Annotated in this window: 9 protein-coding genes and 2 rRNA genes (1 of these 11 only partly in view); 1 reads left to right on the top strand and 10 read right to left on the bottom strand. The window is 72.7% G+C overall.

The genetic code is table 11. The annotated features are described in order from the left end of the window. Window positions 1–42: 42 nt before the first annotated feature. From O7634_RS21370 to O7634_RS21350, 5 genes are all read right to left on the bottom strand, one after another. Window positions 43–3,762 (bottom strand): S8 family serine peptidase, encoded by a 3,720-nt coding sequence (locus O7634_RS21370; protein WP_278151880.1) that lies wholly within the window; start codon window positions 3,760–3,762, stop codon window positions 43–45. Window positions 3,763–3,953: 191 nt separating this feature from the next. Further along, window positions 3,954–4,838 (bottom strand): NAD kinase, encoded by an 885-nt coding sequence (locus O7634_RS21365; protein WP_278151879.1) that lies wholly within the window; start codon window positions 4,836–4,838, stop codon window positions 3,954–3,956. A gap of 46 nt (window positions 4,839–4,884) precedes the next feature. Further along, window positions 4,885–5,739, bottom strand: coding sequence for a TlyA family RNA methyltransferase (locus O7634_RS21360; RefSeq protein ID WP_278151878.1), 855 nt, complete (start codon window positions 5,737–5,739; stop codon window positions 4,885–4,887). Window positions 5,740–5,778: 39 nt separating this feature from the next. Further along, window positions 5,779–6,078 carry a hypothetical protein gene (locus tag O7634_RS21355; RefSeq protein ID WP_278151877.1) on the bottom strand — a complete coding sequence of 100 codons (300 nt, stop codon included), beginning with the start codon at window positions 6,076–6,078 and terminating at the stop codon, window positions 5,779–5,781. Between the two features lie 28 nt (window positions 6,079–6,106). After that, window positions 6,107–6,733 carry a hypothetical protein gene (locus O7634_RS21350; RefSeq protein WP_278151876.1) on the bottom strand — a complete coding sequence of 209 codons (627 nt, stop codon included), beginning with the start codon at window positions 6,731–6,733 and terminating at the stop codon, window positions 6,107–6,109. 112 nt (window positions 6,734–6,845) lie between these two features. On the opposite strand from O7634_RS21350, the gene O7634_RS21345 reads away from it, so the two are divergent. Then, a complete protein-coding gene (locus O7634_RS21345; RefSeq protein ID WP_278151875.1) occupies window positions 6,846–7,184 on the top strand; it encodes an SCP2 sterol-binding domain-containing protein in 339 nt (112 codons plus the stop codon). Between the two features lie 26 nt (window positions 7,185–7,210). Here O7634_RS21345 and O7634_RS21340 read toward each other — a convergent pair whose 3' ends face one another. The 5 genes from O7634_RS21340 to O7634_RS21320 all read right to left on the bottom strand — a co-directional run. After that, on the bottom strand, window positions 7,211–8,242 hold the full coding sequence (locus O7634_RS21340; RefSeq protein ID WP_278151874.1) for an HAD-IIA family hydrolase: 1,032 nt from the start codon (window positions 8,240–8,242) through the stop codon (window positions 7,211–7,213). Next, window positions 8,239–9,207 (bottom strand): Replicase polyprotein 1ab, encoded by a 969-nt coding sequence (locus tag O7634_RS21335; protein ID WP_278151873.1) that lies wholly within the window; start codon window positions 9,205–9,207, stop codon window positions 8,239–8,241. The genes O7634_RS21340 and O7634_RS21335 overlap by 4 nt, the downstream gene beginning before the upstream one ends. Window positions 9,208–9,227: 20 nt before the next feature. Beyond that, window positions 9,228–10,631, bottom strand: a complete 1,404-nt coding sequence (locus tag O7634_RS21330) for a hypothetical protein (RefSeq protein WP_278151872.1) — start codon at window positions 10,629–10,631, stop codon at window positions 9,228–9,230. A gap of 295 nt (window positions 10,632–10,926) precedes the next feature. Next, a 5S ribosomal RNA gene (gene rrf, locus O7634_RS21325) occupies window positions 10,927–11,043 on the bottom strand. Between the two features lie 86 nt (window positions 11,044–11,129). Beyond that, window positions 11,130–12,429: ribosomal RNA gene (locus O7634_RS21320) — 23S ribosomal RNA — on the bottom strand (it continues 1,813 nt past the right edge of the window).

Below are 12,429 nucleotides of genomic sequence, written 5' to 3'. Positions count from 1 at the left end.
TGGGGCCCGCCGCCGGCACGACGACGGGCCCCACCCCTCCGGTCAGCGCAGCCCGTACGCGTCGATCACGGTCTGCCGCACGCTGTTCCCGGCCCGGTCGGTGGCGTGCACCCGCAGCGACACCGTCCCGCGCCCGGCCGGCACGCTCGCCGTGTACCGGCTACCGGACCCCGTGGTCGGCGCGCTACGCCAGGTGACACCACCGTCGAAGGACACCTGCACCTGGACGCGGGTGCCGCTCGGCGCGGGCACCCCCGCCGGCTGACGCAGCGTCAGGCCCACCCGGTGCGGCCGGTTGCCCCGTACCGTGCCGGACAGGTCGGCCGGCACCCGGTAGTCCACCTGCAACAGCGACAACGGCTGGGCGGCGGCGCCGGACGGGCGGGCCGAGGTGAACTCCCAGGCCGTGTCGGTACGCGTGCCGTAGCGCCACTGCGCGGAGGACCGCCGCGTGCTCACGTCCAGCCGGTAACGGGCGGGACCGGCCGTCGTCGGCACCGGCGCCCAGCCGTCGGACAGGTCGGCGATCTGCCGCCCGTCCCGGCTGACCCCCACCCGCACGGCGTCCGACTCCTCGCTGGCGCCGGCCACGCTGTAGTGCCCGCCGGCGTCGACGAACTCGGGCACCCGCAGGTCCAGGCTGTCACCGGTACGCGTGGGCACCGGCGCCCCGCTGGCCGGCACCGCCGGACGGACCACCGGCGCGTGCCAGGTCTCGGTCACCCGGTCATCGGCGTCGTAGCGCCGGGGCGCCTGGGTCAGACCACCGGTCAACTGCCCCCACAGCATGAACATGGACTTGTGCAGCACCCGCTGCTGCCACCAGCTGTCCCCGGCGCTGACGAACTCCTGCCGGGTGGTGCCGTTGCGCACCAGACGCTGGTCGTCGTTCCAGGCGTACGTCTGCCACGGACGCCAGCCGAACCGCTCCTCGGTGGCCCAACCCGCCCCCAGGTCGCCGTAGCTGGCGGTCACCTGCGCGGTGTTCTTCGCGGTCACCGTGTGCACCACCCGCTCCGGCACCCGCCCCTTCGCCACCTGCCACACGTCGTACAGGTAGGGGCTGTCCACCGTCAGCGTCAGGTCCAGTGTCGCCCGGCCACCGCGTGCCGCCGCGATCAGTCGCTGCCCGTCGTCGTACGCCACCACCATCGCCGGGATCGGCAACTGCTCCTCGGCCGGCCGCCAGACCGTCCACGCGCTCCGGTCCTGCGGGCGGACGATCAGCACCGCGGCGGCGCCGGCCGCCGCCGCGGCGGCCACCTGCTCCTCCTCGGCGCGGTCCGGGTCGGTCGCGAGCAGAGCGGCGGCGCCCCGGACCCGGGCCAGTTCGGCCGGCGAACCGACGCCGGCCCACACCAGCGGCAGCCTGCGCCGACCGGTCGGCGCCGGCGAGGTTCCCAGCAGGTTGATGTCCGACGGACCGGACACCCCGCTGACCGTCGCGTCCACCATGGGCGCGACGAGCTGCCAGCGCGACGCGAACTCGAACTCACCCTGCCGCACCTGCCGGGTCGGCGTGACGTTGACCTGCTGCACGGTGCTGTAGGCCATCACCCCGTGGTCGATCTGCCGGCCGTTGCCCAGCACCCGGTGCACGTACCAACTGAGCGTGGCCCGCTGCTCGCTGGGCTTCGGCGTCTCGATCCGCACCGGCGTGCCGGTGCGGGCGTCGAGCACCACGGTCAGGTCCCGGTCGACGACCAGCTCCGGGTCGACAGCCTGGGTCATCTGCTCGTCCAGCGGCGCGCCGTGCTCGATCAGGGCGGTCAGCACGTACGTGCCCTCCTCGACCCGCAGGGTGCCCTCACCGGGCCACCAACCCCAGTAGTCCGACTCGGGCTGCTCACCGAAGAGGGTCAGCGCCGGCGACAGGGCCGGCTCCCCCCGCCGGTTCAACACCTTCACGGTGACCTCGTGCAACGGGCCGCTGACGGTGAGCCCCACGGGCGTGCGCACCGCCACCCCGTCGGTTCCGGTCGCCACCAGCCAGCCACCGTGCGGGCCCCGGCCCAGCTTCGCCGGGTCGGCCCGCAGGGGCACCGCCACGCTGCCACCCGCCGGGACCGTCACCGTCCCGGAGCCGACCGCGACCCCGTCCGTCTCGGCCGTGCCGCTGTCCAGGTTGCGCAGGTCCAGGGCGAGCCGCAGGGTCTGCGCCACCGTCGTGCCATTGGTGTACGTCACGCTCCGCTCGACCGCCGCGCCGCCGGTGGAGACGCGACCGAAGTCGGCGGTGGCGGAGGAGTACACCCGCTGACCGAGCGCCCGCGCCACATCCACCCGACCGGCGCCCTGCTCGAAGACCGTCAGCGCCGGGTTCGCCCTGCTCGTGCTCACCAACGCGTCCTTGAGCCGCCCAGCGCTCCAGTCCGGGTGCTCCTGCGCCAGGATCGCCGCCGCCCCGGACACGTGCGGCGTGGCCATCGACGTGCCGGACGCGGTCGTGTACGCGTCGCCGACCGGCGTACCCATCGTGGTGCCGGCGGCCCGCGCGGCGACGATGCCGACGCCCGGCGCGGTGATCTCCGGCTTGAGGCCGTTGTCGCCGACCCGCGGACCACGGCTGGAGAAGTCGGCGAGGTTGTCGTCGCGGTCCACCGCGCCGACGGTGAGCGCCGCGGTGGCCGCGCCGGGCGAGCCGACGGTCCGGGCCGCGCCCGCGTTGCCGGCGGCCACCACGAACAGCGCCCCGGTCTCGGCGGTCAGGTCGTTGACCGCCTGGCTCATCGGGTCGGTGCCGTCGGTCGGATCACCGCCGAGGCTCATGCTGACCACCTTCGCGCCGGAGTGGGCGGCCCACTCCATGCCCGCGATGATGGACGAGTCGTAGCCGGAGCCACCGTCGTCGAGCACCTTGCCGACCAGGAGCCGCGCCCCGGGCGCCACCCCCTTGCGCAGCCCGTCCGACGCCGCCCCGCTGCCGGCGATGGTGGCCGCCACGTGGGTGCCGTGCCCGTGCCCGTCGCGGGCGCTGCCGCTGCCGGAGAAGTCCCGCGCCTCGGCGACCCGACCGGCCAGGTCGGGGTGGGTGGCGTCGACGCCGGTGTCGAGCACCGCGACCGTCACGCCGTTGCCGTCCCGCCCCGCGGCCCAGGCGGTCGGCGCGCCGATCTGCGGCACGCTGTGCTCCAGCGTCGGACGGACCCGTCCGTCCAACCAGACCCGGGCGATGCCGCCGCCCAGCCGCGGCGCGCCGGCCGTGGCCCGGCTGGTCGGCGTACCGGCGAGCGTGCTCCACAGCCCGCCGAGGTCACCCTTGCCCACCCGCAGCGCCGCACCGTTGATGCTCTCCAGGGGACGGGCGTCGGTGGCGCCGGCGAGGGCGCGCACCCGGCCGGCGGCCGGCTCCTGGTACCGCACGATCAGCGGCAGGGTGCCCCGCGCGGTGTCGCCGTAACCGTCGGCGGCCAACTCCTGCACGTCGAACAGGTTCCCGTCGAGAACCCCGCTGGAGACGTAGGGCAGGGCGTCGCTGGGCAGCACCCGCAGCGTGCCGTCGACCTGCGTGGTCTGGAAGATGATCCGGTCGCGCCCGGGTCCCGGACGGACGGTGGCGGCCACCCGACCGGGCGCCGCCGGCACCAGGTCGACCTGGTCGCCGGTGATCAGCGTGATGCGGACGGGTGCGGCGCCCGGAACGGGCGTGCCCGGATTCGGGCCGGTGGGCCGGACGGGCGGGTCGGCGGACGCCGGTGCGGCGAGGCCGACCACCAGCGCGCCGACCGCGCCGACGGCGAGCCAGCGGGGGGACCAGTGCATGCGATGCGCTCCTCTACTCCTCCAGGCCCATCATCCGTAGACGAGGGCCGATCGGAGTCTGCGACGCAGCACGTCACCGGGTCACTAGTCGCCATCCGCCGCAGCGGCGACATGTCGTCAGGTGGACACCCCTCATCCACCGACGGTGTGCGCCACCGTCACCGGCGGCTGCCACCGCCGGGCGTGCCCGGTCACCGACGGCTGCCGCGCCAACCGTGCACGGGGAGCGCGAACTTGGCGACCAGCCGATCGGTGAACGGCCGGGGCCGCAACCGCACGATGCGCACCGGCAGCGCGCCCCGGCGCACCGTCACCCGCGCCCCGGGTGGCAGGTCGTAGACCCGCCGCCCGTCGCAGGAGAGCACCGCGAGGGTGGTGAACGGATCGACGGTGATCACGAAGGTGGAGGTCGGCGCGGTGACCAGCGGCCGGCTGAACAACGCGTGCGCGCTGATCGGCACCAGCAGCAACGCCTCCACCTCCGGCCAGACCACCGGACCGCCGCCGGAGAACGCGTACGCGGTGGAGCCGGTGGGCGTGGCGCAGACGACCCCGTCGCACCCGTACCGGGAGAGCGGACGCCCGTCCACGTCGACGAGCAGTTCGAGCATCTGGGCCCGCTCGCCCTTCTCGATGCTGATCTCGTTGAGCGCCCAGGACTCGATGGTCGGCCCGCCGTCGAACTCGGCGGTGACGTCCAGGGTGAGCCGCTCGTCGACCGTGTAGTGACGGCCGACGACGTCCCGGACCGCGGTGTCCAGGTCGTCGATCTCCGCCTCGGCCAGGAAGCCCACCTTGCCCAGGTTGATGCCGAGCAGCGGCGCCTTCGCCGGCCGGGCCAGCTCGGCGGCGCGCAGGAACGTCCCGTCCCCGCCGAGCGCGAGGACGATCTCCGCGCCCTCGGCGGCCTGCGGGCCGGCGACCGGCACCACCCCGGGCAGGTCGAGGTCGTCGGCCTCGTCGGCCACCACCCGTACCTCGAAACCCGCGGCGATCAGATCGGCCGCGACCGACCGGGCGTGCTCGGTGCTGCGTCGACGGCCGGTGTGGGTCACCAGCAGCGCGGTGCGGCTCATCGGACCGCCCGCCCGTGGACCGCTGACGTGCCCTCGCTGCGCGCGTTCACCCTGCGACCTCCTCCGCCGCCACGTCCGGCAGGTCACCGGCCGTCGTCGAACCGTCCGGCCCGGCCGCCACCACCGCGCGCACCCGCTGCGGGTCGGCCGGTGGCGCGCCCCGGCGCAACCATACGAAGAACTCCACGTTGCCGCTCGGTCCGGGCAGCGGACTGGCGGCGACGTCGGCCAGCCCGAGGCCGAGCTGCGCGGCCGCCGCGGCGACGTCCAGCACCGCCTCGGCCCGCAGCTCCCGGTCGCGGACCACGCCGCCGGCGCCGACCCGCTCCTTGCCGACCTCGAACTGCGGCTTGACCATCAGCGCCAGGTCGCCGTCGTCGCGGGTGCAGCCGGCCAACGCCGGCAGCACCAGCCGCAACGAGATGAACGACAGGTCGGCCACCGTGAGGTCGACCGGCCCGCCGATCGCGTCCGGTTCGAGGGTACGAACGTTCGTGCGCTCCAGGACGCGGACCCGCTCGTTGGTGCGCAGCGGCCAGGCGAGCTGTCCGTAGCCGACGTCCACCGCCACCACCTCGGCGGCGTCGGCGCGCAGCAGCACGTCGGTGAATCCACCTGTCGACGCGCCCGCGTCCAGGCACCGCCGCCCGGCCACGCGCAGCCCCGCGAAAGCGGCCAGCGCCCCGGCGAGTTTGTGCCCGCCCCGGGAGACGTACTCCTCGGTCGGGTCGGCACCGGTCACCAGCAGCGGGTCGGCGGGATCGACCATCGCGGCGGCCTTGCGCGCGACCACACCGCGCAGCTGGACCCGGCCGGCCTCCACCAACGCGGCGGCCTGCTCGCGGGAGCGGGCCAGGCCGCGGCGGACGAGTTCGGCGTCCAACCGGTTGCGACGTGCCATGGGTGGTTCTCCGGTCTGCTCAGGCCCGCCCGTTGCCGGTCAGGTCTGGTCGATGGTGGCGAGGGTTTCCCGCAGGGTCTGGTAGGCCGCCTCGTACTGCGCGATCTGGTCGGCCGGGGCGAGTGTCGCCGCGTTGGCCATGGCCCGTACGGCGGCCTCGACGGCGGGGTGCGGCGTGTCGTCCTCGGCGGGATCGGCCGGCGGACCCGGCCGGGCGCTGACCGGCGGCGGACCCGGCCGGGCGGCGAACGACCCACCGGCCGGCGGGCCGGGTCGCACGCCGGGCGGCGGTCCCGGCCGCACGCCGGGCGGCGGACCCGGCCGGGCGTCGCCGGTCACCGGGCCCTCCGACCGGTCGGCGCGGCGCTCACGAGGAACCGTCCGGCCGCTGCTCGCCGACGGTCTTCTTGGCCGCCTTCTTGGCCGGCATCGCCGCCGGCGTCGGCGGCTCGTCGGCGGTCCGACTGACCGTCGCCGGCGGCCTCTTCGCCACGGCCTTCTTGGCCACGGCCTTCTTCGCCACGGCCTTCTTGGCGACCGCCTTCTTCGCCACCGCCTCGTCGGCGACCGGCGCCGACACGGGGGCGCCCGACTCGCCGGACGACGGCACCAGGCCCTCGTCGGGCGGCGCGACGCGGGTGCTGTCGGGTTGCGGGGTGGGGCCGGCGCTCGACCCGCCGGCCGGGTCGGCCGACCGTGCCTCGCGGAGCTGCCGCTCCAGGTCGCGCACCCGCCGGGTCAACTCGGCCACCTCGTCGGCGGTGGCCAGGCCGACCGCGCCGAGGGCCCGGTCGACCTCGAAACGGACCAGCTTGGTCAGCGCCTCCCGGTTGGCGGCGCTGGTGCTGACCAGCTCCTCCCCGAGCGCCTGAAGCTGTGCGGCGGTCGCGCCGCCGGAGCCGACGAGGCGGCGCGCCACGTCCTGGGCCTTCTTCCGGGGCGCCTCCGTCAGGCCCATGGCCAGTTCGAGGTAGGCGCGCCACGCGTCCTGCATGCCTGAGTCCTTCCACGGGGGCGGGGTGTGCAGGTGTCACGCTACCGGGCACCCCGGACCGTCCCGTGCGGTACGGTGCCGAGGACGGCGTGGCGATCAACGAGGGGGCGATGTGGCCAGCGTGGACGAGTGCCGGCAGGCATTGCAGGAGCTGGCCGGCCGGCTGGACCGCAACGCCGAGACCGTGCGCGAGCGGATCGACCTGGACCGCACGCTCGCCTGCCGGATCACCGACCTGGACACCGCGTTCCACGGCCGGATCACCGGGGGCCGGCTGGTCGAGCTGGCCGACGGCGACGACCCCAAGGCCAGGATCGCGCTGAGCACGTCCAGCGACGACCTGCTCGCCCTGGTCCGTGGGGAGCTGGACGTCACCAGCGCGGTGGCGTCTCGACGCGTGTCGATCAAGGCCAACCCGTTCGACCTGCTGAAGTTGCGCAAGCTCCTCTAGCCGACCAGCCCCGCCGGCGACACCGCCTACGCGGTGGCGGTCAGACCGAGGCTCCGCACCGCGTCCGCCGCGTCCGGGCCCACCGGGCGGATCGTCGGCAGCCCCGGCGTCGACGCCGACCAGGCCACCGCGCAGAGCGCGGCCAGGGCGTCCAGCGCCCGACCCGACCCGGCCAGCTCCACCGTGCCGTCGCGGTCGGTCACCGACCAGCCGCCCGCGTCCGCCGGGCCCGGGACCCGCACGGCGGCGGCCGGGTCGAACAACCCCGCCAGGTCCCTCGCGACGTACGTCGGACGCCGCCCCGGCTCGGCGGCCAGCAGATCCGGTACGCCGTGCACACCGGTGAGCACCAGCAGACTGTCCAGCCCGGCCCGCCGGGCGCCCTCGATGTCGGTGTCCAACCGGTCACCCACCACCAGACTCCGGCCACCGCCGCCACGTCGGGCGGCGGTCTCGAACAGCGCCGGCTCCGGCTTCCCGACCACCACGTCCGGGTCCCGCTCCAGCGCCGTCCGCAGCACGGCCACCAGCGAGCCGTTGCCCGGCAACGGGCCCCGCCCACTGGGCAGGGTCCGGTCGGTGTTGGTGGCGATCCAGAGCGCGCCGCCCCGTACCGCGACGGACGCCTCGGCCAGCTCTGCCCAGCCGACCTGCGGCCCGTAGCCCTGCACCACGGCGGCCGGGTTCTCGTCCGCCCGGGTCACCGGGGTCAGGCCCACCGCGCGCAGCTCCGCCCGCAGCGCCTCCGCGCCGACCACCAGCACCGGCGCGCCCTCGGGTAGCCGGTCCCGCAGCAGCTCGGCCGAGGCGGCGGCAGAGGTCAGCACCTCCTCCGGCCGGGCCGACACACCCATCCCGGTCAGCAGGTCGGCGACCTCACTGGACCGCCGGGACGCGTTGTTGGTGGCGTACGCCACCGCCCGCCCTTCGTCGTGCAGCCGGGCCACCGCCTCGACGGCGCCGGGGATCGGCCGGTCGATCAGGTAGATCACACCGTCCAGGTCGAAGACGACCAGGCTGTACCCGTCAACCAGGCGCTCCCCGCCGCCCCCGCTCACCGCTGCGTCGACCCGGACTCGTCGGTGCGGGCCGCACCAGCCTCGCCAACGCTCGCCGCGTCGGTGTCCGCGACGGCGGTGTCCGCCCGGTCGGCGTCGGCACTCGCGCGGTCGGCGTCGGTCGCATCGGTGCTCAGCGCGGTGGCGGAGGGCACGTCACGTTCGCCAGCGGCGGGCACGTCCGTGCTTCCGCTCGGGTGCCGGTCCTCGTCCTCGTCGTCGAAGCCCTCGTCGTCGTCGGCACGGCCGACCGCGCCGCCCTCCTCGTCGTCGTCGAAGTCCTCGTCCTCGAGGTCGTCTTCGTCCTCGAGGTCGTCTTCGTCTTCGGCAGGGCCGGCGGCGGCGTCCGGTTGCTCCGGCGCCGTAGCGTCCTCGTCCTCGTCGTCGCCCTCGATGACCACACCGTCGAGTTCCAGCAGCCGCTCGGCGGCGTCCGTCTCACCCTCGGTGTCCACGTCAGCGGCACGGGAGAACCACTCCCGGGCCTCCTCACGGCGTCCGACGGCCAGCAGCGCGTCGGCGTACGCGTACCGCAGCCGGGCCGTCCACGGCGCGGTGGTCTCGCTGGTGAGGTCCGGCACCTGGAGCATCGCCACGGCGGCGTCCTTCTGCCCGAGGTCTCCCCGCGCTCCGGCGGCGACGATCAGCAGCTCGACCGCCACGGCCTGGTCCAGCTTGTCGCGGTCGGCGCCCCGGAACAGGTCGATGGCCCGCTCTGGCCGACCGAGCGCCCGCTCACAGTCCGCCAGCACGGCCAGGTGACTCTGCAGCCCGCTCATCCGGTGGTACGTCCGCAGCTCGGCGATCGCCGTCTGCCACTCCCCCGCGTGGTACGCGGCCAGCCCGACCGCCTCACGGACGGCGGAGATACGCGACGCGAGCCGCCGGGCCGCCAGCGCGTGCGCCAGCGCCTCGGCCGGGTCCTCGTCGATCAGCTGACCGGTGGCCACCAGGTGCCGGGCCACCGTCTCGGCGACCGGCTTGTTCAGTGAGAGAAGCTCGGCGCGAACGTCCTTGTCGAGGTCGGTCGCGACGATGTCATCCGGCAGCGCCGGGGCCGCAGCACGGCCGCCCTCGGCCGACTCGGCGCCACCAGCGCGGTCGTCCCGACGGAACTCCCCGTCGCGGCGCGGCCGGTCATCATTGCGGAACCCGCCCTCACGGCGGTCACCGCCCCGGAAACCACCCTCACGGCGGTCACCGCCCCGGAAGCCGCCCTCGCGCGGCGCGCCACCTTCACGACGGTCACCACCACGGAAACCACCTTCGCGGTCACCACCGCGGAAGCCACCCTCGCGACGCTCGCCACCACGGAAGCCACCCTCGCGCGGCGCGCCACCTTCACGACGGTCACCACCACGGAAACCACCTTCGCGGTCACCACCGCGGAAGCCACCCTCGCGACGCTCACCACCACGGAAGCCACCCTCGCGCGGCGCGCCACCTTCACGACGGTCACCACCACGGAAACCACCTTCACGGTCACCACCGCGGAAGCCACCCTCGCGACGCTCACCACCACGGAAGCCACCCTCGCGCGGCGCGCCACCTTCACGACGGTCACCACCACGGAAACCGCCATCGCGGTCGCCGCTACGGAAGCCGCCCTCGCGACGCTCACCGCCGCGGAAGCCACCGTCACGGTCACCGCCCCGGAAGCCACCCTCGCGACGCTCACCGCCACGGAAGCCACCCTCGCCACCACGGAAGCCACCGTCACGGCGCTCACCGCCGCGGAAGCCACCGTCACGGTCACCGCCCCGGAAGCCACCCTCGCGACGCTCACCGCCACGGAAGCCACCCTCGCCACCACGGAAGCCACCGTCACGGCGCTCACCACCACGGAAGCCACCATCACGGTCACCGCCCCGGAAACCACCCTCGCGACGCTCACCACCACGGAAGCCACCATCACGGTCACCGCCCCGGAAGCCACCCTCGCGACGCTCACCGCCACGATCACGGTCACCGCCCCGGAAGCCACCCTCGCGGCGGTCACCGCCACGGAAACCACCCTCGCGCGGCGCGCCACCTTCGCGGCGGTCACCGCCCCGGAAGCCACCCTCGCGGCGCTCGCCGCCGCGGAAGCCACCGTCACGGTCACCGCCCCGGAAACCACCCTCGCGACGCTCACCACCCCGGAAACCACCCTCGCGGCGCTCGCCGCCGCGGAAGCCACCCTCGCGCGGCGCGCCACCTTCGCGGCGGTCACCGCCCCGGAAGCCACCCTCGCGGCGCTCGCCGCCGCGGAAGCCACCGTCACGGTCACCGCCCCGGAAACCACCCTCGCGGCGCTCGCCGCCGCGGAAGCCACCATCACGGTCACCGCCACGGAAACCACCCTCGCGGCGCTCGCCGCCGCGGAAGCCACCATCACGGTCACCGCCACGGAAACCACCCTCGCGGCGCTCGCCGCCGCGGAAACCACCCTCGCGGCCGCCGGCGTATCCGCCTCGGCTGCCGCCACCGCTGTCGCGGTCGCCTCGGTACGGGGGCCGGTCTCGGTCATCGCGACGCGGGCCGCGGTCGCGTCCGCCCGCACCGTCAGTACGGTCTTCGTAACGACGGGGACGGTCTCCGCCCTGCGGTCCTGAACTCACAGGTAAATCCTTCCTAGTTGCGCCACCAATGGCGCTACGCAGTCGAGGGCCGACCCGGATGGGGCGGCCCTCGACTGGAAGATTGTCCGGCGGCGTCCTACTCTCCCACACCCTCACAAGTGCAGTACCATCGGCGCTGGAGGGCTTAGCTTCCGGGTTCGGAATGTAACCGGGCGTTTCCCCTCCGCCATGACCGCCGTAACACTATGAACATATCAAACAACCCACGGCATGATCACGCGGGTGTTCGCTCGTTCAGAGTTGCACAGTGGACGCGTAGCAGCTTAGTAGTCAAGTCCTCGGCCTATTAGTACCGGTCAACTGAACCCGTTACCGGGCTTACATTTCCGGCCTATCAACCCAGTCGTCTAGCTGGGGGCCTTACCCCACAAAAGTGGGTGGGATACCTCATCTTGAAGCAGGCTTCCCGCTTAGATGCTTTCAGCGGTTATCCCTTCCGAACGTAGCTAACCAGCCGTGCCCTTGGCAGAACAACTGGCACACCAGAGGTTCGTCCGTCCCGGTCCTCTCGTACTAGGGACAGCCCTTCTCAAGTATCCTACGCGCACGGCGGATAGGGACCGAACTGTCTCACGACGTTCTAAACCCAGCTCGCGTACCGCTTTAATGGGCGAACAGCCCAACCCTTGGGACCTGCTACAGCCCCAGGATGCGACGAGCCGACATCGAGGTGCCAAACCATCCCGTCGATATGGACTCTTGGGGAAGATCAGCCTGTTATCCCCGGGGTACCTTTTATCCGTTGAGCGACACCGCTTCCACTCGCAAGTGCCGGATCACTAGTCCCGACTTTCGTCCCTGCTCGACCTGTCAGTCTCACAGTCAAGCTCCCTTGTGTACTTGCACTCAACACCTGATTGCCAACCAGGCTGAGGGAACCTTTGGGCGCCTCCGTTACCCTTTAGGAGGCAACCGCCCCAGTTAAACTACCCACCAGACACTGTCCCTGAACCGGATAACGGTCCGAAGTTAGATACCCAAATCAACCAGAGTGGTATTTCAAGATTGCCTCCACCCATACTGGCGTATGAGCTTCACCGGCTCCCACCTATCCTACACAAGCTAACTCAAGTACCAATGTCAAGCTATAGTAAAGGTCCCGGGGTCTTTCCGTCCTGCCGCGCGTAACGAGCATCTTTACTCGTACTGCAATTTCGCCGGGCCTGTGGTTGAGACAGTGGGGAAGTCGTTACGCCATTCGTGCAGGTCGGAACTTACCCGACAAGGAATTTCGCTACCTTAGGATGGTTATAGTTACCACCGCCGTTTACTGGCGCTTAAGTTCTCCGCTTCGCCCCCAAAAGGAGCTAACAGGTCCCCTTAACGTTCCAGCACCGGGCAGGCGTCAGTCCATATACATCGAATTACTTCTTCGCATGGACCTGTGTTTTTAGTAAACAGTCGCTTCCCCCTGCTCTCTGCGGCCATACAACGCTCCACCCGCGCGGGGCTTCACGTCTCCGGCCCCCCTTCTCCCTAAGTTACGGGGGCAATTTGCCGAGTTCCTTAACCACAGTTCGCCCGATCGCCTCGGTATTCTCTACCTGACCACCTGTGTCGGTTTGG

Source organism: Micromonospora sp. WMMD1120 (assembly GCF_029626235.1).
Lineage (GTDB): Bacteria > Actinomycetota > Actinomycetes > Mycobacteriales > Micromonosporaceae > Micromonospora.
This window is presented reverse-complemented; position numbering and strand designations above follow the sequence as displayed.

What these genes read in the sequence shown, in the direction of transcription:
- O7634_RS21370 (WP_278151880.1), bottom strand. Translation starts at nt 3,762, where the DNA reads ATGCACTGGTCCCCCCGCTGGCTCGCCGTCGGCGCGGTCGGCGCGCTG.
- O7634_RS21365 (WP_278151879.1), bottom strand. Translation starts at nt 4,838, where the DNA reads ATGAGCCGCACCGCGCTGCTGGTGACCCACACCGGCCGTCGACGCAGC.
- O7634_RS21360 (WP_278151878.1), bottom strand. Translation starts at nt 5,739, where the DNA reads ATGGCACGTCGCAACCGGTTGGACGCCGAACTCGTCCGCCGCGGCCTG.
- O7634_RS21350 (WP_278151876.1), bottom strand. Translation starts at nt 6,733, where the DNA reads ATGCAGGACGCGTGGCGCGCCTACCTCGAACTGGCCATGGGCCTGACG.